A 23,266-nucleotide genomic window follows, 5' to 3' on the forward strand; every position below is an offset into this window, starting at 1 on the left:
ACTACAAATTGAGGAGCAATTAACTTGACGCTGTGGCCCAACAGCTCAAATTCTCTGGCCCAATAATTTGCTCCACCACAGGCTTCCATCACAATTAGGCACGGCTCAATTTGAGCAAGAAAGGGAAGCAAGTCCTTGCGTCTAAGCATTTTCTTTTTGATTAACTTGCCTGCTTTATCGACACCAACAGCATGAAAAACAGACTTTGCGATATCTAAACCGATTGTAGTAATCTTCATAGGTGGACCCGTCCTCTTTCTGATGAGTTTTAGCGACTACATCGTGGCCCATTGCGAGGCCGATTTAAAGTGGATGGGTCCATTCCATTATCCATGAAGCCGACGTTAGCGCCCGGCAATCATGTGTTGGTGAGCAAATATGGTTTTGGTAACTATCGATATCTAGGTTTTCAACTGGCTAAGTCGACGCCATCGGTCACACCCGCAAGAGGGGATATATTGGTATTTCAATACCCTGCAAACCCGAAAATTGACTATGTTAAACGTGTCATTGGTTTACCCGGCGATAGGATTATCTATCGTGATAAAACCATTTTTGTGCAGAAAGCCTGTGATGTATCGAGGGAAGCGTGTGCAGAATTGGACTCACAATACGAACGTATCGATAAAAATTTATTACCCGAGTTGAGCACTGAGACTCAAGCCGTTTACCAAGAGTCGCTGGATGACATTCACTATCAGGTATTATTACTCCGCCATCAGAAAGAACTGGTTGATCGCTATTATGTGCAGGAAAACACATTAAGGGGTGAATGGTTAGTTCCCGCTGGTCAGTATTTCGTCTTAGGTGATAACAGAGACAATAGCTTAGATAGTCGATATTTTGGGTTTATTCCTCAAGACTTGATTATTGGTAAAGTGATATATATTTGGTAAGGCTGAGCGCTGATGGGGATAACCTAATACGGGCTTATTGGTGTTATCCCTAATCAAATTTCTGCAAAGCATTTTAGCCCGAGGTTTTATTAGCCTCTAGTGCAAAAATAGCTTGAATGTGTATTTTGAGATCCAATTAATAATCCAGAGTTTGATATAGCGCAAACTATAGATAAACAGTCGCGCTAAGCCATTGAAATCGATATTGCTTAATTAGGATATCCCTTACCCTACTGCTAGGGCCATTGCCGCCATCATGCTTAGGGAAGGGAATTCATTATGCCTGCAATCATTTGTCATAGCGCGCTCGAAGCCGTTGCATTAATTCAAAGTGGCGAGACGCTGTGGACGCATTCCATGGGCGCCACGCCGCGTATCTTACTCGATGCGTTGGCGCAGCACGCACTCACTAAAGACAATCTCACCTTATTACAGTTACATACCGAAGGCGCTGAATCCTTAAGCCATCCGAGTTTACAGGGGCATTTACGCCATCGATGTTTTTTCGGTGGCGTGCCGACGCGAGCATTATTGCAAAGTGGTGATGCTGATTACGTGCCGATTTTCCTGTCGGAAGTGCCTAAGTTATTTCGCTCCGGCGAGCAAAAAATTGATACTGCGATTATCCAAGTATCGCCGCCCGATAAGCACGGCATGTGTTCCTTAGGCATTTCGGTTGAAGCCACGCTCGCAGCCTGCCAAGTGGCGGGCAAGATCATCGCCCATATTAATCCACAAATGCCACGTACCCACGGCGATGGGTTTATCCATATCGACCGTTTTGCTGCTGTGTATGAAGAAAGTGCGGCCTTGCCGATCCATTCTTTCGGCACGGGCGATGCCGTGAGTCTGGCGATTGGCAAAAATGTCGCCCAATTGGTACGCGATGGTGATTGCCTGCAGATGGGCATAGGTGCAATCCCCGATGCTGTTTTATCTTGTTTAACCGATCATAAGGATTTGGGCGTTCACACTGAGCTATTTTCTGACGGCATATTGCAACTGGTTGAAAAGGGCGTGATTAACAACAGCAAGAAGCGATTTTATCCGGGGAAATTAGTCACAGGTTTTGCCCTGGGGAGTCAAAAGTTATACGACTATGTTGATGATAATCCTGCGGTTATCTTTATGGACATAGAGCAAGTCAACGACACGTCCATTATCCGTAAAAACCCTAATGTAATGGCAATTAACTCGGCGCTGCAGGTCGACCTTTCTGGCCAAGTGTGCGCCGATTCGATTGGCACTAAAATCTATTCCGGCGTCGGCGGCCAGATGGATTTCATCCGCGGTGCAGGGTTATCCGAAGGTGGGCGCTCTGTAATTGCGCTGCCCAGCACGGCTGCGGGCGGCACAATTTCTCGCATCGCAAGCGTGTTATCACCCGGCGCGGGTGTCGTTACCACTCGGGCCCATGTGCATTATATTGTGACCGAATACGGCGCCGCCAATCTACGCGGTCGTTCACTGCGCGAACGGGCACAAGCGTTGATCGCTATCGCTCACCCCGATTTTAGGGAACAATTGAGTCGTGATGCCTTCGATGTGTGGGGATTAAATCTATAGACTTGTAAATCTTGGTGTTATGGCTTGCTGCCGAGTTTGCAGTGGTGCAAGCTCGTTTGAGCGTAAAGGGTTGGTTTTAATACGTCGTTTAATCGCGGAAAAGAGTCATTCGTCTGTCCCGATATGGTATAAACTCTCGGCGGGTTTGACCGACAGACTTATAAAGAAAGGCGTCAATGATTTAAATGGATGAGATTGAATTAAAAGCATATTTAACAGAGAGGGTGTTATCTTTTTGTACGCGCTGGAACAGTATCGAAAATACCCTCTATACCGAAAGAACTGCCGAAGAAGATAAGCTACGGCAGGAATTGCCAGTGGCTGAATGAGCAATTAGCGCCGTTATTTGACGATTTTTGCACCGAAAAACAGCGCGTTTACGGCGGAAAAGTGCGTAATTCCTTCGGGTTTCCTTCAAAATTTAATGGTTGCGATCATCCTCTTGAGGTGCAAGTCGCTTTAAAAAATAAAAGCAGAGCCGAAATCTATATTAAAACCAGCACTAACTTCGAAGATGAGTATTTGTTTATTGCTCTCAAAAAAGCCGATGAATGGCGTATCGATAGCTATAAAAACCGTCGCTATGGTAATGAGAAATGGAGCATACAAATTCTTTAATTCAGCTTTATTCGAATATTTGGAATCAGTAAAAAATCATTAAAATTATTGAGTTGGGTAATGTCGGTTGATTGGACTGATACACTCATACTCAAAAATATTGTGTAAATGGAACATCTTTATGACTTTAGATTATGCACTTATGGCTCGAATTAAAGCCGAGATATTGCGGTTTACAACGGTTGAGGTTGAGCAATTTTTATTAGCTCATCCAGATAAAACCTTTTATGCCTTTGCTTTTGACACCCATGCCGAATACGCAGAATTAAATCTTTGTTTTAATACAGAGGCAGATTTTCAGCAGCGATTGGCCTATTACCAGTCTGGGAAATGGGCTGAGTCATACCAAAGCCCTGAGGCCATCCAAGAACTTAAATTCAATACAGGTGACTGGGAGTATCAATGTTTTAGTACATGTTACCTGCTTTCAGAGGATGAGTTGCAGACGATTCAACAGAGCTTACCCGAGGATGACTTTAGTGAGTGGGAGGAGATAGCACGGCAAATACGCGCAGTGTTTAACGAATGCCTAGTGCAGTTTACCCAAACTGAAGTCTATCAAGCGATCCCTAAAATCGATGGTTTTATGGCCTTTAGTATCGACCATGATGAAGATGTTGCTGATATGCTGGCTGATAGATTTTTATAGTTATTAAATTTAAAAAAATTAAAATCAATATCTTATGCTTTTATTCGTCGGTCATGATATCCAATTGCACAGATTCTCCGATGACTTTGTTCAAGCCCTACACGGTTAACAATCATCACTTAAATCTATTCAACATAGGTTAATTGGGTATTGCGAGGGCATTTCAATCTACCTAAGCTATACAAAATAGCACCGCAGCTTTATTAAATTTAGTTGACTACTACACTCTTCATGATGAAAATACCGCGTTTTCTTCGAGATGATTTTGTATTTTATTGATATTATAGGTTTTTATGTTTGATATTAAATCTCGCTTAGCAAACAAATCGATTGGAGAATGGCATCAATGTATCGCATCCTTAGAAGACATACTTGATGTAGGCGTTGCACTTTGAGGGGCATGTGCTTCGACAACTTTTATCTCCTCGCATCCATCAACACCAAAATACGATAGGTACCTGATTTATGGCTGATATGTTAGCCCAAGCAAAAGCCCGTCAATGTACCATCGCAATCGATGAACTTGTATATGATCCAGCCTCTCGCCAATTGAGCAAAAATGCTCAAGAAATTGAATTAGAACCTCGAAGCATAGAACTGCTTGAAGTCTTTTTACAGCAAACAGGTACTCCGATTGCGGCAGAAGACATTATCAGTCGGGTTTGGCAGAGCAATTATATTTCTAAAAATGTCCTGACTAATCGAATTAGTACGCTACGTGCCATTTTTAAAGAGAGCTCGCCTGAACTGGATGCAACTAAATTATTAGTGACTTATCCTAAAAAGGGTTACTACCTCAATGCGACGCGAGTTACTTTAATCGACAGCGCAGCTGATCTGATAGCACCATCGAAACCTGTTCAATCAAAGATAATGATTCATTTGGTTTATATGGGTCTGCTGATGATTGCGGGCTTTTTTATCTATCAACAGTCGCAAAAATTACCTATAATAGCGCCTGTTAATCCGCTCACCGCAACAACACGACAGGATGCTCATATCACTATTGCTGTGGTTGAATTGGTGCTAAACCGAATTCATGTCACCAATAGTGCTGCCAGTCCTTATGTTACAGCGATCAAAACCGCGTTACTTTCACAACTCGTCGCTTACCCCTATATCAATGTGCTTAATCAGGATGATCCAACCTATTTTTTAAGCCCGCTCAATGATAGTGAATATTGGCCTGGCGATGGCAACACCTTATTTTCGGACTACAAACTTAATTTGCGACTCGACAAAGCTCCTACATCCGATCAGCTTACTGCACGGGTTGAGTTGGTGTACCACAGCAGCGAAAAGCAAACGTATCGCGGTGAGTATATTCTCTCTACTGGCTCACTCGACCAAGATATACAAAAGATCACTGATGATTTGATTGATTATTTTAAGTTGCCAGTCATAGCCTCTGCCAATACAGAGCAAACTCATACCTTTATCAATCAAACTTTAGCGCAACAGCTAGATGCTGATAACCCCAGTATGTTTCAGGCCAATTATCTTGCCAGACGACTGTTGCTTGACCCAGAGCTCAAGTCTGATCAAATACAAACTTGGCTCAATCGTATCGACAAGTTGTTTCCTTTCCCGAGTGAAGAAACTGAAATTTGGCTGGGTCTGCTTGATTTTAGAATTGGAAATCATAAACGCGCACGTGAACGCTTGTTGAAGGGGCACTTCAATAATCAAATCGACAACGCATTTATTTATTTAGTGTTGTCAAATATTGCCCTTAAAGATGATAAACCTGAACTTTTCCGTTATTACTACCTTAAATCATTAGTCTCTTTGTCTTTAGTCGTACCGTCAAAAACGGTTTTTGAGCAGTTGTCCCGCGAGAAACTCACGAGTCAATGTTTAGGTGTGTGGGGCGTGTTATTCCAAGACAAAGCGCTTACCGCTGACATCCATTCTTGGGCAATGTTTGCTAATTATTGTGATACAGCCGCCCCATATCTTCCTAAAGCCTCTGCAAAAAGGTCGCAATGAAGCGACCTTTAAACTCTAATTAATGCTGCTTTGTCAGTAACCCTGCACCACCGACTGGATGGGCACCAGCAAGGTGATTGATGGCCATAATATCCTCGCCTTTGGCATCCTCAATAAAGCCTATCTTGATAGTTTGATTAGAAATAATTGCACGCACTAACTCTGCACTCGCACCTTGTTGTTGTAGGTATTGCTGACAAGGTACACTTTCTGAATCATTGATTTTTAAATCAAAATGCATAATAAGTCCCTGCTTTGCACTTACCGCCCCCACTGCGATACATTGTGGATTACCTTGCGCATCAGTCATTGATGCAGTCAATTGCACGGGAGCTGAACCATCACGGGTAAACTTGTACATATCATAGTCTAGTGGACTGCCATAAGCAGAGGGCGTTTCCCACTGACTTGGCAGTAAGCTTGTCATCAATGCCGCGGTTAAAGGTCTTGCTTTGACTTGGATTAATAGTGCCGATAACTGTGGGTTATCGTTAACACGCATCGTAAATCCTTTATCGGTGAACAGCGGTTCGATATTGTCGGCAAATTGATTGGCTTGCAATTGTGCTCTATGAGCATTCGATAGCGGAGTTAACCAAGTATCGCCACGCTCAATACTGGATTGCTCGATAGTGCACTTACCTAGTCCATCGCGGCTACAAAAGTTAACTTTGATATTATTGTCAAATGCGCTTAATTGGTTTGCTTTTGCATTGATGTTATACCAGTCTGCTGTAGTTTTTCCGACTTGCTTTACACTGGCTTGCAACTCTTGCTGAGAAGGATAGAGGTCGAGTGCAAAGCCAACACCTACATATTGGCTATAACCGTCGTTACCACGAATAAAATCGCCTTCGTCTTGTGCCAAGCTGAGCAAATAGATCCCTTCAGCATATCTACTTTTGGCTTTAGTGCCGCCATTCTCATCGGGCTTGGGTTTTGTACTGTTGTCTGTGCTTGAACCACCACATCCCATCAACACTGAACTTAACGCAGCAACGAGTAATACACAACGCAACATAAAACACCCTTAACAATAATGGCTAAGCTAGCCTTAACTTAAATTAAGTAACGACAACCGTTACAACTGCGGCGTAATTTAGGTATCGGTATAAAGGAGGTCAAAAAACAAAAGTGAATTAAATAATAATTTAATCTTAATTTTTATTTAATTTATTGATTTTTAATAGTAAAAATTAATTTTTGAACAGGCGTGATTTTGCAATGATGTGCTCGTGATATCGATACTTCTCTATACAACGGATGCCGCAATCACGCTCATAGCAGCATTTTTATGGCGAGTCACTGGATTGACTGCGCCTCATTAGCTTGGCTTATCGATAGCAATTGCAGCATTTATCCAATAGCAATGAAGCTATAGTTCGAAGCGTAAGGTTAATATTGTGGAATGCCTGAAAGCGTTAGACCAGCAATTTGCGCTAGGATTTCCCCATGCACTCTGCTAACAACTTAACAAAAAAGTCGCTGCCTTTGCGTTCGCAAAAAGCGATGTTACGTTCTGGGATGGTTTCGGGATCGTTGTAGTTAGCAAGGGCTAACTCCATGCTGGCTTCGCGGATGATGTGCAGGGTTGGGTAGGGCGCGCGGTTGGTGAAGTTGGCTGCCCCGTCCTGTGGTTCACCATCGAAACAATAGTCTGGGTGAAAGGTGGCGAGTTGGTAAGTGCCTTCGTACTCGTGTTCGATAAGCGTATCGGTTGCCATGTCGATGAGGTCGAGATAAGCATAAAACCCCTCAAAACCACGGGGCAGAATAAACAGTGTGGTTTCGGCTTCGGGGTGGGCGTCGAGGTATTGGCACTCTTCAATCAATGCCTTAAGCACGAGTTTGACTTTGGTTTGTTCCACCACCAGATACCGAATACTGCCGCGCTCGACTTCTTGTCTGGCGAAGGGGCAAATATTGTATTTCATGATCACTTTTTTGACCCAGTTGTCGGTTTGTTCAATGATCATGTCGATTTCGTTCATGGTGGTCGTGGCTCGTGCTGACAAAAAATTAGGGGGCGATCATAGGGATGATAGACGCCACAAGCAAGACTGCCATCGTGATATTGAAGATCTTCTGTTGGCGCTCATTTTTTAAAATGCGCTTAAGGGCCACGCCAAAACCGAGCCACACAATGGCGCAGGGGAAGGCGACACATAAAAATACCGTTGCGATAGTAATCACTTGCGGAGTTAAATCTTGCTGCACTGACGTGAATGTCGCAATTGCGCCCACCGCCATGATCCAGCCCTTAGGATTCACCCATTGAAACGCTGCGGCTTGAATAAAACTAAAGGGTTTGGCAATGGCTTTGCCTTCCATCTTGCTACTGCTGTTGGCGATTAGCCAAGACAGATACAAAAGGTAACCTATACCGACGACTTTAATCACTTGATGGATGATAGGATAGCTTTGGAAGAGCGCGCTTAAGCCTAAGCCGATTGCGAGGATCATGGTTGGGAAGCCAAGGCTTATTCCCAGCAGATGCGGAATACTGCGTTTCACGCCAAAGTTAACCCCTGAGGTCATCAGCATTATGTTGTTCGGCCCTGGGGTGATCCCCGATGAGAAGGCGAATAGCGCGATAGCGAGTATTAACTCCATGGATAGATCTCACACCTTTTGTTGTCGTTTTTGGCATTATGATAGGGAAATCTACCTCGAATTTACGTGCCGAAGTATGACTATCACTGACGTTAAGCGAAGCATTCTAGCGGGTAAACGGAACCGCGCCTATACGCAGGGTGGGCTTTATAAGTAACAAATCATAACGAATTGGACCGGGGTGATTGTCTTACCGTAGTCCTTGTCAATAAGCACGATTTAACACCATGATGCATATAGACTTTCAGTCTGAGAAATAGCAACTATCCTTAAGCTGTAAAAATCGCAATAAGGGAAAGATCATGTATTTACCACAGAAAATTGGGCGTTTATTGACGCTTTTAACCATCAGTTTGGCCGTGTTGACGGCCTGTGTGAGTGTGGAGGATTCGCAGGTGTTGCGAACCACAGTCGTGACTTCGGGGGATTTGAGCCAATTACCGCCGAGCGCCATGACCTACAGTTGGCATCCCACTTTACAGAAAATCTTTGTTGATCCTAGGCTCGATAAACAGCAAGTCCAGCAACATATGCAGGATACCCTTAAAAAGGTGCTACTGACGAAAGGGTATCGCTGGGTAGAAGATACGCAACTCGCAGACTTCCAAGTGGGTTTTGGGGTTGCCATGGGTACACAAATGTCTGACGAGCAGATATTGGCCGCTGCAGGCTTAGTGCCGGGTCTGTCAAACCAAGGGGTGGATCCTAAAAAATACGATAAGGGTTCAGTACTCATTAGCCTTTTTAAGCCGACAGCGATCGTGGGGCAATCTTCTGAAATGGTATGGCGAGTCCTTGCCCAAGGCTTTGCTAACATTAAGGATATGGATGAAGTCAAAACCCGCTTCGATGGTTTAATCGATGAAATGTTGTCAGCGCTGCCCGTCACCCATGCGGTGCAATAATGCCGTCAACTAGGCGCAATCATAAGGCGAGTGAGATACTCGCTTTGTTCTTTTAGTGATCATAGTTTAGGCTGTAACAAGCATAAACAGGACGATTTACCGTCCTGTTTATAGGATTTAGTCTGACGTCCGGTTAGCGCTTATAAAGGGAGATTATTATGGCGCAAAGTATCTTTGTTAATTTGGCAGTCGAGAGCGTTCAGGATTCACGCGCTTTCTACTCAGGTCTTGGTTTTGGCATCAATGAGCAATACAGCAATGAGCAGGCTGCCTGCGTCGTCATTGCGGACAATATTTATGTGATGCTGCTGGCTAAGCCTTTTTTCTCTGGTTTTACCGATAAGGTGATTGCGGATGCTCATACCACGACAGAAGTGCTCAATTGCCTAGACTGCGACAGTCGAGAGCGTGTCGATCACTTGGTTAAGCTTGCCGAGCAGCATGGCGGCAAAGCCTATCGTCAAGCGCAAGATCAAGGATTTATGTATGGCCATGCGTTTGAAGATCCCGATGGGCATATCTGGGAACTTGTTCATATGGAAGCGCAAGGTTAGTGCATCCTCTTGCACATTCCTCTAAACCAAGCTTGTCCAATAATAGCGCGCATTGCGTGAGACCTAAGCTGTACGCAAGGCAGCGCGCCTATGTTTAATTAACCAGCCTATCTTAAGCTGGCTTATTCCCTCGGTTGGAAATATGAGTCTCAAGAAATTCCTTTATAAAATCAAAATCATCCACATTTATTTCCCTAGGCGTGAACGACACTTGGCCGGAAATGTGGGCAAAGTTGATCGTGAAGCTACGTATGCCTCTGCGTTTTGAGTATTTTGTACTGGCAATCTCATCCAAAGGGACAAACTGCTGCTTCATCTCAAAAAGATGAAATTCGGCATCGTAAACATGAAAAACGAGGCCTTCTTGATAGATATCAATGTAATAGCCATCTGGCCCCGCTTCGGCTAATTTCCTTTGTTCATTTTTAGCGGCTTTGCCTAGTCTTATCGATTCAGAAATGATCATGAAGACGAAGAAAAATGCCACTACAACGGCTAAAACGACAACAATAGTAAATCCTATATCCCATGGTTCTGTCGAAAGCGATTCAGTCAGTTCCTTCCAAGGGCCGCTTGCTATTATCAGCGGGATTATCAAGAGCAAAAATATTCCAGATTGCTTACTACGTAATTTTTGTTGGAATGCACAGCGACGGATAAAATGTTGAGGTCCTTGTTTCATCAAAAATATTCCATATAAAGATGTTTTTTACTTTGGGGAAGCCAAGCGCTATTTTCATCCATACGGAGGCAAGGCTCGAGTTCCTCGGGGTAATAACGAGATGGCGGCAATCAATGAACCTATGCTCTGGCACAGTTTCAATGCTTCAGCATGAGCATGCCGAGGTTTCGCTATCAGTGTGTTGATAACCATGACAGATAGCAACACACTGAATTGCATAAAAATGAATTTATATTAGCTCTACGCTCACTTCATAGGCGGTGAATTTACGAATGTTAATCACACCGGTATCGAAGATCAGATACTGACCTTTAATCCCCTGTAAAATCCCGCTTACCACCTCATTTTTATCGAAGTTGTGGGAAGTGATCTTTTTCGGAAAGGTGTCGATGGGATAGTGAATTGACTGAATCGTTTCATCTAAACGCTCGATACTGTAATCGCCTTTTTGCATGCCGATTTCGTGCAACTTAGCCTCAATTTGCGGGATAAGTTCTGCAGCTTTAGCATTTAAATCGATATCATCGGCGTGGCCCTTGAGCATCGCTTGCCAATGGGTTTTATCGTTCACCAGTTTCGCCAATTCTACTTCGACCAGACCTGAGAGTTGCCTTGTTGAGACTTTAAAAATCGGCAAACCTTGGGTGGCACCTTGGTCAATCCAACGGGTGGGCAGTTGCGTGTGGCGGGTAATGCCGACTTTAATGCCCGATGTATTGGCCAAATACACATAATGCGGCACAAAACAGTGGCTCTGGGCCCACTCGGGTTCGCGGCAAGTGCCTTGGTCGTAATGACAAGTTTCCGGCTTCATGATGCACATATCGCAACTCGCCAGCTTTTGCATACAGACAAAACAGTGGCCCTGCGAGTAACTCTTCTTGCTCTTTTTACCGCAGTTGCAGCAGAAGATATTGCCCGTGTGGGTCAAGGTTAATTGCTTGCCTATCAATGTATTGAGCGGGAGTAACTCATCACCGACAACGAGTTGATATTGCACTTGTTGCGCGTCATCTAACTGTACGCGCATCTTTTTTAGCGTTCCTAACATGGTAATCCTAATGTGTTGCGTTCTGGTGCAGCTTAGTCGCTCATCATGCGGTCTAGTGCACGCTTTCGTTATATCGTCATTGCGTGGCCGTCAGTATACAAGATTATCCAAGCCAGTTTAGATAGGATTTTTCGATAAGTGCGTCTTTGTAAACTGTACTCAACTCCATCATCTTAATCAGACTTTTTGAGGGTAATGATTTGAGTCTTATGATGAAAACCAGTAAGTTACCCAGCATTACAAATGGAGGTGTACTTATGCGGTTGGTTTTAGTGCTGATGTTTTTCTTTTCAACGGCTGTCTTCGCACAGACGGATAAGACGGTAATTCATTCAGAAATATTGAATGATAACATCAACTTACAAATCCATTTGCCAGATACCTATGCGCATTCCAACGATTTTAACTATCCGGTATTAATCGTATTAGATGGCTCTACCCAATTTGAGCATGTGGCGGCGAATGTCGGTTTTTTAAGTACTTATGCCATTATTCCGGAAATGATCACCGTTGGCGTGAGTTCGGATCAACGGATGAAGTATTTCACGCCGACTCAAATCGATAAATTTAAAGACAGCTCCGGTGATGCTGAACAGTTCAGGCAATTTTTAGAGCAAGAGCTACTCAGCGAATTAGGCAAAAAATACCGCACCTCGGATTATCAAATACTTACGGGCCATTCCTTAGCTGGGCTGTTTACGAGTTATGTGGCTATGACGCCAAATAGCCAATTTGATGCAGTGATTTCAATCAGTCCCAGTTTATGGTGGGACAGTGATTGGCTAGTGCTTAAGTCGGCAGAGTTATTACCAGCCAAGCGTGCAAAACCACTGCGCTGGTTTTTGAGTATGGCAAGTGAACCCAATGAAATGGCGAGCGCGTTTGCGGCGCAAATTAAGCAGTTGCAAGACGGCTTAGGTGCAAACTCAACGGGTAACGCATCAAAGCAACTGCATTGGTTTTATAAACACTTCCCCGATGAAACCCACGACAGTACGCCGCTTGTTGGCAATATTGAGGCGTTAAAGACCCTTTTTGCCGGTTGGAATGCTGTGCCTGAAATTGCAGTTATGCCACTCAAGGACCTAAAACACTTCTATCGACAAAAGAGCGCTGAGTTTGGCTATGAATTTCCACTCTTTGCTCAGCAATATAATGTTTATGGGCTCAAAGCGACTTATGAACAAAAAACGGCTTGGGGCGTTGAAATTCTCGCAGAGGGGACGCGCACGTTCCCTTATTCTGAGGTGTTATGGGACAGTTTAGCGACCGCCTATGATCTGGATAGACAGCTTGAGCAGGCGATAAAAGCCTCCGATAAAGCCGTGCTACTGGCAAAACAAACGGATTCAGTGTTTTTAAATGAGATCCTCAGTCAAGCTAAACACTTGCAGTCGCAAGCGAAAAAGTAACCGCTCCCAGAGAGGGTTTAACTACAAAGTTGCAACATGTTTGGACAAGTCTCACGCGGCTAGGTAATCTTGTGATCTTTTTGTTCGTCGAGAATTTATCTTGCCTGCCAACCTGTTATTACTGCTTGCCGCCGCGATTTGGGGCTTTGGATTTGTCGCCCAAACCTTAGGCATGGAACATCTTTCCCCCTTTGCGTTTAATGGTATTCGCTTTTTAATGGGGACGTTTAGTTTAGTGCCTTTGGTGTGGTACTTGCGTCGGCAAAATAAGCTGCATGTGAGTGCGCCAAAGGATTTAGTGCGCGGCAGTTTGCTGGTTGGGGTTTTACTGTTTGCGGGCGCGTCATTTCAACAGGTCGGTTTGCAATACACCACAGCAGCGAACGCGGGCTTTATCACTGGCCTATATATAGTGTTAGTGCCTGTGCTTGGGTTAGCGCTAAAACATACGACAGGCTTGAATACTTGGCTTGGCTGCGCGATTGCCGCGGTCGGTTTGTATTTTTTAAGCGTTAAAGATGGCATGAGCATAGGTTATGGCGATGCCTTGCAGTTGGTGGGCGCCTTGTTTTGGGCATTGCACATTTTGGCGGTGGATCATTTTGCCAAGCGGATCTCGCCCGTGGTGTTAGCCATGATGCAGTTTTTCGTCTGCGGCGTGCTGAGTTTGATGGTGTCGGCGGTAATTGAAGTCACCACGCTCGACGGCGTGATGGCGGCTTGGGGTTCACTTTTCTATGCAGGGCTGATTTCGGTAGGGATTGCTTATACCTTGCAAGTGTTAGCACAGAAAAATGCGCATCCTGCCCATGCGGCGATTATCCTCAGTTTAGAAACGGTATTTGCGGCCATTGGCGGCATTATCTTCCTCGATGAGAGTTTGAGTGTGCGGGCATTATTCGGCTGTGGCTTGATGTTATTGGGGATGTTGATCTCCCAAGTGCCGCTACGGTACTTAGTCAAATCTCGGCATCAAAAAGTGAGTTAAACAACAACGCCGCTGGCATCTGCTTAGCGGCGTTTGTATTTTTAGCATTTTAAAAACCGTTCTTAAGTGCCATTTAAGTGCCATTTAAGTGCTGTTTGAAAGTGCTATGGCAAATGCACGCTCTAAACGTGTTGGCGTGCTAAGTTTCGCTCGTCGTAAAGGTTAACGGCTTAATCTATCGAGCACGAGATCATCACCTAGGGCATAGAGGGATGTTACCAGTTGATCTTCTTGGGCGAGATCTGTGAGTCCAAGGCCGATAGTCGCCCGAAACAGGGCTATACCTGTGTGGCCAGCGGTTTCATATTGGCTACTAAACTGCTCGATATTGATGCCAAGGGCGTTGATCTTATTTGAGATATCGAGCACGAGTCCGGGTCTGTCATAGGCCACTAGGTTGTAGCTTAAGCGTTTGATGGGTTTAAGGGCGACCGAGGTTTTGGCATAGGTGAGGGTGAGGCTGTCGATGCACTCCAGCGCCTCAATAAGCTCGTCCATACGCAGTGAAGGCACTTCAAGTAACAGAATTGCGGCAAAGATACCGTCGATATGGCGCAATTCCGAGTCGAGCCAGTTGCCGCCGTGACGGCTCACCGCATGGGCGATTTGTTCTACTAATCCTTTTCTATCAGGTGCTTGTAGTGTGATCAAATATCGTAGCATAGTGACTGACTCCTATTTTTTGTAAAAGGCACCTGTTTTAAAACGGGGTGTAACACAACTGTCATCTTTGCGTCATATAATCCAACGCACTTAGAATAAAGGATGTTGTTATTGCTCAGTTTACGTTCAAACAGTGTAAGCATAGCACTCGGCAAATCCTAGCGAAAAAACTCGCTGGCTATTAATAATAGAGGTTCTTAATGGAAAGTCAGGTCACTCAACCTGGTTCTGCATCGCACAGTATGCTTAAAGGCGGACGCTCGAATCGCAGGGCATTTAAGGATAAAGCGGCGCAAATCGGCGTCACTATCGGCGGCACTATGGTGTTTGTCGCCTTATTGTTGATCTTCTTTTATCTGTTGTATGTGATTAAACCTATTTTCGATAGTGCTGATGTCACACCTGTGAAGACGGTGAGCTATCAACACGCGGATGTACCTACTTTAATGGTGGGCGCTGAAGAGCAAAATGAGGTGATGTACCGTGTGGCTGTTGATGGCCAAGTGGACTTTTATACCGTTGCCGACGGTAACTTACTTTCTAGCTTTACACCGCCATTGCCAGCGGGCGTGACTGTGACCAGTGCCGCAGTTGCCGTGCCGAGCGAACAGCGTTTTGCGCTGGGATTAAGTAATGGTCAGGTCCTAGTGGCTGGCCTAGAGTTTGGTTTAAGTTATCCAAACAACAAGCGCTTAATCACGCCTAAACTGCGTTATCCCGCAGGCGAAACCCCAATTACAGTCGATGAAACGGGCAGTGCGATTCATAAACTGACCTTCACCTACAGTTCAGACAAAATGAGCTTTGCCTATCAAGATGAGAGCGGCGTTTGGCGCCTGACTCGCCTCGAAGGGCAAGAGAACATGATGACTGAAGAAGTGGAGTGGGTGTCTACGACGTCACAAATTCAAGATGCGCCGAAGAAAGTCTCCCATGAGCTGATGACGCCAGATCAACGTCAATTGATGTTGCAAACTGGCAATAAAATCTTTGTGTACGACATCCGTGATACTGACAGCTTAGATCTGCTGCAGGTGATTGATGTTGAACGTGCTAAAGCTCAAGTGAATAACGTGGCTTTGCTGGCGGGCGCGAGTTCGTTACTGGTCAGCTACGACACAGGTATTGTGGCCCAGTACTTCCAAGTCAGTGGTCCAAAAGGGCGTTTATATCAAGAAATCCGCCAGTTTGATGACTTACCGCCTATCGAGTCACTTACCTCTGAATTCTACCGTAAGAGTTTTGCGACTGTGAGCCCTGAGGGCGAGCTGACTTTGCTCTACACCACGAGTCATCGTGAACTGTTTGACGAAAAATTTGACCTTAAAAACCCCGGTAAAATGGGTTTTACCCCACGCTCAAACGGCATAGTCGTTGAGGCGGACAAAAAGCTGCATATCTTCAGTGTGGAAAACTCCCACCCAGAAGTGTCATGGAGCGCTATGTGGGACAAGGTGTGGTATGAAGGTTATCCAGAGCCTAAATACGTATGGCAATCGACTTCGGGGTCTGATGATTTCGAAGCTAAGCTGAGCTTAATGCCATTGGCCTACGGTACGATGAAAGCGGCATTTTATGCCATGTTGTTTGCCGTGCCTTTAGCCATTGCCGGTGCGATTTACACTGCTTACTTTATGTCGCCTAAGGTGCGCGGTTTCGTTAAACCGACCATCGAAATCATGGAAGCCTTACCGACGGTTATCTTAGGTTTCTTGGCGGGTCTGTGGTTAGCGCCGCTGATTGAAGAACATCTCCCCGGTATTTTGATTTTACTGACCCTGTTGCCGACCTCGATTCTCGCTTCGGCCTATGGCTGGAGTAAGTTACCTGCAGCTTGGAAACAACGTTTACCCGAAGTGTACCAAGAGCTGATGTTGATCCCTGTGGTCTGTTTCGTGGGTTGGTTCTCTTTTGCGGTTAGCCCAATTATCGAAGTGGCGCTGTTTGATGGTAATACCCGTCAATTTATCACCAACGAACTGGGCATCACCTTCGACCAACGTAACGCGCTGGTAGTGGGGATCGCCATGGGCTTTGCGGTTATTCCTACGATTTTCTCTATCGCGGAAGATGCGATTTTCTCTGTGCCACGTCATTTATCGAACGGCAGCTTAGCCTTAGGTGCGACGCCTTGGCAGACACTGACACGCGTGGTGTTGTTAACCGCAAGTCCGGGTATTTTCTCGGCCATCATGATGGGCCTAGGCCGCGCTGTGGGCGAGACCATGATCGTACTGATGGCCACCGGTAACACCGCCATTATGGAATGGAGCGTGTTCGAAGGGATGCGAACCTTGGCAGCAAACATTGCGGTTGAAATGCCTGAGTCGGCTATCGGTAGTTCGCATTACCGCGTGCTCTTCCTCGCGGCGTTCGTACTATTCATCTTTACATTCTTCTTTAACACCATTGCAGAAGTGGTGAGACAGCGTCTACGTGAACGCTATAGCTCGCTGTAACGGGGATAAGACAATGACACTAAATACAATTTCGCCAGTGACCTTGAGAGGTTTGTGCAATGGGTAAGTGGGTAAAATCAGGCTCGCCATGGATATGGATGACGGGCGGTGCGGTGAGCATCAGTTTGATTGCCGTCTTAGGCTTATTACTGTTAATCGCTTGGCGTGGCTTAAGTTACTTTTGGCCAGCAACGGTTTACCAGTGGGAACTCGAAGATAACACGGGTGTACGTTCAACCTTAATTGGTGAAGTTTACGATAGGGAAGAAGTACCGACTGAGCGTTTGATTGCTGCGGGCCATGTGTTTAAAGAGCATCCTGGCGAGTTCGTCACCCGTTACTTAGTGAAAACCGGTAACCGCGAATTTGTAGGGCTAGATTTCCGCTGGATATTAGGCACTGACATTCTGAGCCGTTCTACGCCAAGAGATGTCGCCATGATTGAGCGGGCTAAAAACGGTAACTTCTACGGTTATCCAATCGCTGTGATTGAAAATGGTAAGCGTCTGGATTTAGTTAACGATGCGATTGAATCTTCCTTAATGGAGCATATCGACCGCGCTGTGGCCTTATCGGACAAAGCGGTAGATTTGCAGAAGCAAGACATTGGCTCGATTAACTACGCCATTGAAAAGCTGCGTTTACAGGAGCGTCGTTACGAGCTTGATGGCGAACTGACCGACAGCAATAAAGCTGACTTAGTGGCCAAGCGAGCGCAACTGCAAAAAGATTACTTAGTGCTTGAAAAAGCGTTATTTGCCTTACGTGATGAAGCAGCGCGTGACTCGGTAATCGTGCGTGATATGCGCGGTGAAGAAGTCGAGCTTAAGCTGGATACCGTGCTGGATGTGACCTATGTAAACCACTTAAGCTTCATTGGCAAAATAGGTAAATGGTTCGTCGGTATCGGCCGCTTTGTGAGTGACGACCCGCGTGAAGCCAACACTGAGGGCGGCGTGTTCCCCGCGATTTTTGGTACCGTTTTTATGGTGCTGCTAATGGCCGTTATTGTGACGCCATTTGGTGTGGTCGCGGCTGTGTATCTGCATGAATATGCGAAGAAAGGCCCGATTACTAAGATGATCCGCATTGCGGTGATTAACTTAGCAGGTGTGCCATCAATTGTGTATGGTGTGTTTGGTTTAGGTTTCTTCGTCTACATGATGGGCGGCTCTATCGACCAATTGTTTTACCCTGAAGCGTTACCGTCACCGACCTTTGGTTCACCTGGGGTGATTTGGTCGGCATTAACCTTAGCCATTTTGACCTTGCCTGTGGTTATCGTCTCAACCGAAGAAGGTTTGAGCCGTATTCCGAGCGCGGTGCGTCAGGGTAGTTTGGCACTGGGCGCAACGAAAGCTGAGACACTGTGGCGCATTGTGATCCCAATGGCGAGCCCAGCTATCATGACGGGTTTGATTTTAGCGGTCGCCCGCGCCGCCGGTGAAGTGGCCCCATTGATGTTGGTGGGTGTAGTGAAACTCGCACCCACATTACCACTGGACTTTAACTTCCCGTTTGTGCATTTAGAACGTAAGTTCATGCACTTAGGCTTCCATATTTATGATGTGGGCTTCCAGAGCCCTAACGTTGAAGCGGCACGTCCTCTGGTGTATGCGACTTCCTTCTTGCTGGTGTCTGTGATTGTGGCACTTAACTTGACGGCCATTGGCGTACGTAACCATTTACGTGAAAAATATCGTTCGCTTGAGCACTAATCAGCGATTATCCTGAAAGTATTAGGACTGAATATGATTTCTATAGATTCGACAGCAATGAAAACCAACAATTTTGATTTAGCGAACTTAAGCCAGACTGACACAGCGTTGGAGATCCGTAACTTAGATTTGCGCTATGGCAGTAAACAAGCGCTGTTTAATGTATCGATGAAGATCCCCAAAAAACAAGTGACCGCCTTTATCGGCCCTAGTGGTTGTGGTAAGTCAACATTATTGCGCTGTATTAACCGCATGAACGACTTGGTGGATAACTGCCATATCGACGGTGAAATTTTGCTGCACGGTCAGAATATTTACGACAAGAAAATCGACGTTGCGGCCCTGCGCCGTAACGTGGGTATGGTGTTCCAGCGCCCGAATCCGTTTCCTAAGTCGATTTATGAAAACGTCGTTTATGGTTTGAGATTGCAAGGGTTGAATAACCGTCGTGAACTCGACGAAGCGGCCGAGCGTTCGCTGCGCGGCGCGGCGATTTGGGACGAAGTCAAAGACAGATTGCACGATAACGCCTTTGGTTTATCTGGCGGTCAGCAACAACGTCTGGTAATTGCCCGTGCCATTGCCATCGAGCCTGAAGTGTTGTTACTCGATGAACCCACATCGGCACTCGACCCGATTTCGACATTGACGATTGAAGAGCTGATCACCGAACTTAAGACGAAATATACTGTGGTTATTGTGACTCACAACATGCAACAGGCGGCGCGGGTGTCAGATCAAACGGCCTTTATGTATATGGGTGAATTGGTCGAATACGCCGATACCAACACGATTTTCACCACGCCGAAAAAACGTAAGACCGAAGATTACATCACAGGACGTTACGGTTAATCAGCTCGGTCGCTATCGGATAAAGCCGCAACCGCAGGCTTTGAGCATGCTTGGTAAACAGTTAAGTAAAAGGTTGGCTAAATGGAAAACATGAATTTAAGTAAGCACATCTCAGGACAGTTTACCGCTGAACTGGATGATATCCGCAATCGCGTACTCGCTATGGGTGGCTTGGTTGAACGTCAGCTTGAGCAAGCCATTGACGCGCTCAGCGCACTTGATGCTGAACTTGCGCAGCGGGTTATCGATGGCGATCACAAGGTCAATGGCATGGAAGTGTCTATCGACGAAGAGTGCACCCGCATTATCGCCAAGCGTCAACCTGCGGCCAGCGACTTACGCCTGATTATCGCCATCTCAAAAACCATCGCCGATCTTGAACGTATAGGTGATGCTTGTGTGCGTATCGCAAAAGCAGCATTAGATAAACGATTGAATAATCAGCAACCTTTATTAGTTAGCATTGAAAATATGGGCCGTCACGCGACACGCATGTTGCACGCGACCTTAGATGCCTTGGCACGTATGGATGCTGATACGGCTTTAGAGCTGCACAAAGAAGATGCCAAGCTTGACCGCGAATACGAAGGGATTATCCGTCAATTAATGACCTATATGATGGAAGATCCGCGTTCTATCCCAGACGTCTTAGACGTACTGTGGGCAGCGCGTGCGGTTGAACGTGTTGGCGACCGTTGTAAAAATATCTGTGAATACATCATCTACTATGTGAAAGGCAAAGACGTTCGCCATACTTCCTACGAAGATATGGAAAAGGACATGAAAGGCTAACACACGCATTAATCTGCTGTTGTCATGCCTAAATACAACGCTCCGCAGTCTCTGTGGAGCGTTTTGCTTTTAGGATGCTGAGCTAGGATCGTTTATTAGGATAGTGAGCTAGGATCGTGAGATAGAGAAAGCGAGCTAGGATTTTGGGCTATGGATTGTGAAATTGGATAGCTAAGTTGAATAGTTAAATTGGAGTGTGAACTGGCATTCTGGATCAGTACCGCGAATAAAGAAGGTCATTTTTGTGTTTACAATAAATTAACCTTTGTTTAATCTGATGCTTGCAACAAGCTTTAGCTGCTGGAAAGGGCGGTAGACCTAGATAGTGAAAGCAGTCGAAGCCTAAGTGCTAGCATTTTTGTGTTTAGCTGTGGATTGATATCACAGCATGTTAACCTCAGAATTTAACCGCCACCCTATTTGTTACCGCTAAGGTTTGGGGTTAGCAGCGCAACGGAATGGGCGCTGTGTCGGCGATAACATGGATAAGTTGATGAGCCCATTATTGTATTCTTTAAAGCAAGGTTTCGAAGCTCTTAAAAGTATTCGAAATCATATTTCTGAAGCGAATTTACCCGCTGATTTTCCCCGCGCTGAATTACCGCCACTGTCCGAGGACGCTAAAGCCGAGCTATTGCAGCTATTAGCGCCGCTAGAAGCCTATCGAATTGAAAAGCTTGAAACTAAACTCTCCCGTAAAAAATGGGCGAAGCGTCTAGGTTGGTTATTGTGCCTGCCCGCACTGGCTTTTGATTTAATCTCGTTAGCCTCTAACAATGACCCAACCATTTTGAGCCTGATCGTCCTCGCCGGCATTTTGATGTGGGTTCAGCTGCCTGAAATGCAATATAAGCGCCATTACAAATATAAAATATTACCTGTTTTACTTAAAAAACTAGGGGACTACCGTTATAGCCCCGACTCCTGTGTCAACCTTGATTCAGTGGCAGATTTCGAACTTATGCCCCGTTTTAGCAAGCAACAATCAGAGGATCATATTCGCGGCAAGGTAGAGGATATCAGCTTCGAATTTTGCGAATTAACCTTAAAATCCCGCGGCAGTAAGTCAGACAAGATCCAATTTAAAGGTGGGGTCGTGATCATGACGATGCCCTTTAGCTTTGAATCTCATACCGTCGTCAGCCAAGACTATGGCTCCCTTGGTAACACCATGGCAGGCATAAAGAAACCCAGAGTGAAACTCGAAAGCGTGACCTTTGAAGCGATGTTTGAAGTGTATTCCCACGACCAACATTATGCGCGATATCTGTTGTCTCCTGCCGTGATGGAACGCCTCGTTGAACTGGAACAGTTATTCCGTAAAACGGCGCGCGGGTCGGGGCTGAGTATCGAATTTAAAGCCAATAAAGTGCTGATCATGGCGAGCTATTTTGGCAATTTATTTGATACCGTCGATATCAATTTACCCACCCATGATATGTCGAAAATTCCGCAGTTACAGCAGGAGTTAGTCTTGATTACTGGCATCATCAAACAGCTCAAATTGGATTATCTAGCAGCGCAAAACCTGGCGACACAGCAAACACTTGAGAGGATTAAGACGCTAGCGGGTTAACTAGAACTGTTCATTCTTCTGCACTGTTAGCACAATTTTCAGTTTTATAATAAGACGTTAGTTTTTTGGAGTTTAGCGTTTGCTGGTCTCCACTCATAGAGGCTTGCCATGGCATTAACTCACCGACGCACAGCAAGTCCGTCCTTGGATGCTCGACCGCCCCGTCCATGGGGCGGACGGTCGTCTCGCTAATCACCATGGCTCACCTTTCTAGCATTGACGTAGTCAGTAAGTTTTAAAGAAATAAACAGCACGCATTTGGACATACATGCGTTAGACTTAACACTCAACATTGCTTTATTCACATTACGATAAATATGTTAAAGTCGAAAAACCGTTTGAATTATTCTCTTACTAGGTAACGAAGTTAACTACACCAATTCAAGGTTAATTTTCGCCTAATTTCTCCTTTTTATTAAGCATCTTTGATTAGATGGAATTTTTCTTTTAAAACCATTGTTATATCATTTTTATGGCCAACATATTTAGTTTAAAATAAATTTTTGATTAATGTTAGTTAAGGCGATGGGATGAAGATTGGTAGTTATGAAGCGAAGGCGAAAATGCCAGAACTACTTGTGTTTGCCAAAGTGTTTATCATTGGCATTATGGGAGCAGAAATATTTCGTATAGCATTTTATTTAGGGAAAGCCGCTAAACCTCTGTTTTCTTGTAGTGCCTATTGGTGTGACGAAGCAAGCTTAATTTTTATTACCTCCATCATTTGTTGTCTTTATGCACATAAGCGTAATGCAGGTTTAACCATTGAACTGTTAGCTCAAAGTAGGCGAATCGATTTATTTACTATCTTGATAATTGGAGTTTACTCCAATTTTTTTCTTGAGCCTTTATTATCAAATGTGCATAAGCTAGTACAGCAATCTAATCCATTGATTGGGCCTATTATCTTAATTACCATATTAGTGATGTTTTTATCATCTATTTGGCGGGTCTATAGCATGGAAATGCAAGAGACAAATCAAGTGCCTAAGCAATTTCGTTTTCTGGAAGATGAAGCTATAGATTGCCAAGATCAAGATGAACTATCTGGTAACGACCAAGCGGTTGCGTTTGCCAAAACTGTTCTAGAAAGTGCTAATGCACATTCAGGGTTAGTATTTGGCATTGATGCCCCATGGGGAGTGGGTAAGACTAGTTTTATCAACCTTGCTCAAAAATATTGGGAATCTAAGGCTAAAGGAGAGCTAATAATTTTTAGGTTTGAACCTCTTAGATATGCATCAGAGTTAGACTTATCCCAGTACTTTATAAAAGAGCTAGCA

The 23,266-nt window shown here is 45.0% G+C and carries 22 protein-coding genes and 1 pseudogene; 16 read left to right on the plus strand and 7 right to left on the minus strand.

What is annotated here, in order from left to right:
• A pseudogene (locus Q4Q46_RS20665) lies at positions 1-239 on the minus strand (IS110 family transposase); the annotation flags it as partial.
• 93 nt (positions 240-332) lie between these two features.
• On the opposite strand from Q4Q46_RS20665, the gene lepB reads away from it, so the two are divergent.
• From lepB to Q4Q46_RS20695, 6 genes are all read left to right on the plus strand, one after another.
• Entirely contained in the window at positions 333-896 is a 564-nt protein-coding gene (gene lepB, locus Q4Q46_RS20670) for a signal peptidase I (protein ID WP_311906937.1), read from the plus strand.
• Positions 897-1,175: 279 nt separating this feature from the next.
• Positions 1,176-2,462: an acetyl-CoA hydrolase/transferase family protein gene (locus tag Q4Q46_RS20675; RefSeq protein ID WP_311906938.1), complete on the plus strand. Its 1,287-nt coding sequence runs from the start codon at positions 1,176-1,178 to the stop codon at positions 2,460-2,462.
• Between the two features lie 185 nt (positions 2,463-2,647).
• On the plus strand, positions 2,648-2,791 hold the full coding sequence (locus Q4Q46_RS20680; protein ID WP_261273799.1) for a hypothetical protein: 144 nt from the start codon (positions 2,648-2,650) through the stop codon (positions 2,789-2,791).
• A complete protein-coding gene (locus Q4Q46_RS20685) occupies positions 2,784-3,080 on the plus strand; it encodes an NTF2 fold immunity protein (RefSeq protein ID WP_311906952.1) in 297 nt (98 codons plus the stop codon). Before Q4Q46_RS20680 ends, Q4Q46_RS20685 begins: the two co-directional genes overlap by 8 nt.
• Positions 3,081-3,201: 121 nt before the next feature.
• Positions 3,202-3,729 carry a DUF4303 domain-containing protein gene (locus tag Q4Q46_RS20690; RefSeq protein ID WP_311906940.1) on the plus strand — a complete coding sequence of 176 codons (528 nt, stop codon included), beginning with the start codon at positions 3,202-3,204 and terminating at the stop codon, positions 3,727-3,729.
• 465 nt (positions 3,730-4,194) lie between these two features.
• Positions 4,195-5,718, plus strand: a complete 1,524-nt coding sequence (locus Q4Q46_RS20695) for a winged helix-turn-helix domain-containing protein (RefSeq protein WP_259563266.1) — start codon at positions 4,195-4,197, stop codon at positions 5,716-5,718.
• Positions 5,719-5,737: 19 nt separating this feature from the next.
• Here Q4Q46_RS20695 and Q4Q46_RS20700 read toward each other — a convergent pair whose 3' ends face one another.
• The 3 genes from Q4Q46_RS20700 to Q4Q46_RS20710 all read right to left on the minus strand — a co-directional run bounded on the left by Q4Q46_RS20700 (position 5,738) and on the right by Q4Q46_RS20710 (position 8,331).
• Positions 5,738-6,739 (minus strand): hypothetical protein, encoded by a 1,002-nt coding sequence (locus Q4Q46_RS20700; protein WP_311889203.1) that lies wholly within the window; start codon positions 6,737-6,739, stop codon positions 5,738-5,740.
• Positions 6,740-7,157: 418 nt separating this feature from the next.
• Entirely contained in the window at positions 7,158-7,709 is a 552-nt protein-coding gene (locus Q4Q46_RS20705; RefSeq protein WP_311906942.1) for a DUF1415 domain-containing protein, read from the minus strand.
• A gap of 28 nt (positions 7,710-7,737) precedes the next feature.
• A complete protein-coding gene (locus tag Q4Q46_RS20710; protein ID WP_012088771.1) occupies positions 7,738-8,331 on the minus strand; it encodes a LysE family translocator in 594 nt (197 codons plus the stop codon).
• A 302-nt stretch (positions 8,332-8,633) separates the two neighbouring features.
• Between Q4Q46_RS20710 and Q4Q46_RS20715 the strand changes: the two genes are divergently transcribed.
• Both Q4Q46_RS20715 and Q4Q46_RS20720 read left to right on the plus strand, forming a co-directional pair.
• Entirely contained in the window at positions 8,634-9,236 is a 603-nt protein-coding gene (locus Q4Q46_RS20715) for a DUF4136 domain-containing protein (protein ID WP_220777320.1), read from the plus strand.
• A 158-nt stretch (positions 9,237-9,394) separates the two neighbouring features.
• A complete protein-coding gene (locus Q4Q46_RS20720; RefSeq protein WP_311906943.1) occupies positions 9,395-9,790 on the plus strand; it encodes a VOC family protein in 396 nt (131 codons plus the stop codon).
• Positions 9,791-9,902: 112 nt separating this feature from the next.
• Here Q4Q46_RS20720 and Q4Q46_RS20725 read toward each other — a convergent pair whose 3' ends face one another.
• Together Q4Q46_RS20725 and Q4Q46_RS20730 are read right to left on the minus strand one after the other, a co-directional pair.
• Complete coding sequence (locus tag Q4Q46_RS20725; protein WP_261273806.1) at positions 9,903-10,472, minus strand: hypothetical protein; 570 nt, start codon at positions 10,470-10,472, stop codon at positions 9,903-9,905.
• A 229-nt stretch (positions 10,473-10,701) separates the two neighbouring features.
• On the minus strand, positions 10,702-11,523 hold the full coding sequence (locus Q4Q46_RS20730) for a DUF2797 domain-containing protein (protein WP_311906944.1): 822 nt from the start codon (positions 11,521-11,523) through the stop codon (positions 10,702-10,704).
• A 257-nt stretch (positions 11,524-11,780) separates the two neighbouring features.
• Between Q4Q46_RS20730 and Q4Q46_RS20735 the strand changes: the two genes are divergently transcribed.
• Both Q4Q46_RS20735 and Q4Q46_RS20740 read left to right on the plus strand, forming a co-directional pair.
• Positions 11,781-12,935, plus strand: coding sequence for an alpha/beta hydrolase (locus Q4Q46_RS20735; protein WP_311906945.1), 1,155 nt, complete (start codon positions 11,781-11,783; stop codon positions 12,933-12,935).
• A 100-nt stretch (positions 12,936-13,035) separates the two neighbouring features.
• Positions 13,036-13,923, plus strand: a complete 888-nt coding sequence (locus tag Q4Q46_RS20740) for a DMT family transporter (RefSeq protein ID WP_006081063.1) — start codon at positions 13,036-13,038, stop codon at positions 13,921-13,923.
• Positions 13,924-14,085: 162 nt separating this feature from the next.
• Here Q4Q46_RS20740 and Q4Q46_RS20745 read toward each other — a convergent pair whose 3' ends face one another.
• Positions 14,086-14,586 (minus strand): glycine cleavage system transcriptional repressor, encoded by a 501-nt coding sequence (locus Q4Q46_RS20745; protein WP_259520947.1) that lies wholly within the window; start codon positions 14,584-14,586, stop codon positions 14,086-14,088.
• Between the two features lie 200 nt (positions 14,587-14,786).
• On the opposite strand from Q4Q46_RS20745, the gene Q4Q46_RS20750 reads away from it, so the two are divergent.
• The 6 genes from Q4Q46_RS20750 to Q4Q46_RS20775 form a co-directional block, all read left to right on the plus strand.
• Positions 14,787-17,045 carry an ABC transporter permease subunit gene (locus tag Q4Q46_RS20750; RefSeq protein ID WP_311906946.1) on the plus strand — a complete coding sequence of 753 codons (2,259 nt, stop codon included), beginning with the start codon at positions 14,787-14,789 and terminating at the stop codon, positions 17,043-17,045.
• Positions 17,046-17,104: 59 nt separating this feature from the next.
• The gene (gene pstA / locus Q4Q46_RS20755) at positions 17,105-18,763 is read left to right on the plus strand and encodes a phosphate ABC transporter permease PstA (protein WP_311906948.1); all 1,659 of its coding nucleotides are present in this window, start codon (positions 17,105-17,107) and stop codon (positions 18,761-18,763) included.
• A gap of 33 nt (positions 18,764-18,796) precedes the next feature.
• On the plus strand, positions 18,797-19,615 hold the full coding sequence (pstB, locus tag Q4Q46_RS20760) for a phosphate ABC transporter ATP-binding protein PstB (RefSeq protein WP_106650092.1): 819 nt from the start codon (positions 18,797-18,799) through the stop codon (positions 19,613-19,615).
• Positions 19,616-19,696: 81 nt separating this feature from the next.
• Positions 19,697-20,407 (plus strand): phosphate signaling complex protein PhoU, encoded by a 711-nt coding sequence (gene phoU / locus Q4Q46_RS20765; RefSeq protein ID WP_106650093.1) that lies wholly within the window; start codon positions 19,697-19,699, stop codon positions 20,405-20,407.
• A gap of 493 nt (positions 20,408-20,900) precedes the next feature.
• Positions 20,901-21,983, plus strand: coding sequence for a DUF3137 domain-containing protein (locus tag Q4Q46_RS20770; protein WP_311906950.1), 1,083 nt, complete (start codon positions 20,901-20,903; stop codon positions 21,981-21,983).
• Positions 21,984-22,513: 530 nt separating this feature from the next.
• Positions 22,514-23,266: P-loop NTPase fold protein (locus Q4Q46_RS20775; RefSeq protein WP_311906951.1), on the plus strand; the 753-nt coding region annotated here is incomplete at its 3' end.

Origin of the sequence: Shewanella vaxholmensis, assembly GCF_031932135.1 — a bacterium.
Taxonomy (GTDB): Bacteria; Pseudomonadota; Gammaproteobacteria; order Enterobacterales; family Shewanellaceae; genus Shewanella; species Shewanella hafniensis.

Coding starts and splice junctions, on each gene's coding strand:
- lepB (WP_311906937.1), top strand. CDS start 333: ATGAAGCCGACGTTAGCGCCCGGCAATCATGTGTTGGTGAGCAAATAT.
- Q4Q46_RS20675 (WP_311906938.1), top strand. CDS start 1,176: ATGCCTGCAATCATTTGTCATAGCGCGCTCGAAGCCGTTGCATTAATT.
- Q4Q46_RS20680 (WP_261273799.1), top strand. CDS start 2,648: ATGGATGAGATTGAATTAAAAGCATATTTAACAGAGAGGGTGTTATCT.
- Q4Q46_RS20690 (WP_311906940.1), top strand. CDS start 3,202: ATGACTTTAGATTATGCACTTATGGCTCGAATTAAAGCCGAGATATTG.
- Q4Q46_RS20695 (WP_259563266.1), top strand. CDS start 4,195: ATGGCTGATATGTTAGCCCAAGCAAAAGCCCGTCAATGTACCATCGCA.
- Q4Q46_RS20700 (WP_311889203.1), bottom strand. CDS start 6,739: ATGTTGCGTTGTGTATTACTCGTTGCTGCGTTAAGTTCAGTGTTGATG.
- Q4Q46_RS20705 (WP_311906942.1), bottom strand. CDS start 7,709: ATGAACGAAATCGACATGATCATTGAACAAACCGACAACTGGGTCAAA.
- Q4Q46_RS20710 (WP_012088771.1), bottom strand. CDS start 8,331: ATGGAGTTAATACTCGCTATCGCGCTATTCGCCTTCTCATCGGGGATC.
- Q4Q46_RS20715 (WP_220777320.1), top strand. CDS start 8,634: ATGTATTTACCACAGAAAATTGGGCGTTTATTGACGCTTTTAACCATC.
- Q4Q46_RS20720 (WP_311906943.1), top strand. CDS start 9,395: ATGGCGCAAAGTATCTTTGTTAATTTGGCAGTCGAGAGCGTTCAGGAT.
- Q4Q46_RS20725 (WP_261273806.1), bottom strand. CDS start 10,472: ATGAAACAAGGACCTCAACATTTTATCCGTCGCTGTGCATTCCAACAA.
- Q4Q46_RS20730 (WP_311906944.1), bottom strand. CDS start 11,523: ATGTTAGGAACGCTAAAAAAGATGCGCGTACAGTTAGATGACGCGCAA.
- Q4Q46_RS20735 (WP_311906945.1), top strand. CDS start 11,781: ATGCGGTTGGTTTTAGTGCTGATGTTTTTCTTTTCAACGGCTGTCTTC.
- Q4Q46_RS20745 (WP_259520947.1), bottom strand. CDS start 14,586: ATGCTACGATATTTGATCACACTACAAGCACCTGATAGAAAAGGATTA.
- Q4Q46_RS20750 (WP_311906946.1), top strand. CDS start 14,787: ATGGAAAGTCAGGTCACTCAACCTGGTTCTGCATCGCACAGTATGCTT.
- pstA (WP_311906948.1), top strand. CDS start 17,105: ATGGGTAAGTGGGTAAAATCAGGCTCGCCATGGATATGGATGACGGGC.
- pstB (WP_106650092.1), top strand. CDS start 18,797: ATGATTTCTATAGATTCGACAGCAATGAAAACCAACAATTTTGATTTA.
- phoU (WP_106650093.1), top strand. CDS start 19,697: ATGGAAAACATGAATTTAAGTAAGCACATCTCAGGACAGTTTACCGCT.
- Q4Q46_RS20770 (WP_311906950.1), top strand. CDS start 20,901: ATGAGCCCATTATTGTATTCTTTAAAGCAAGGTTTCGAAGCTCTTAAA.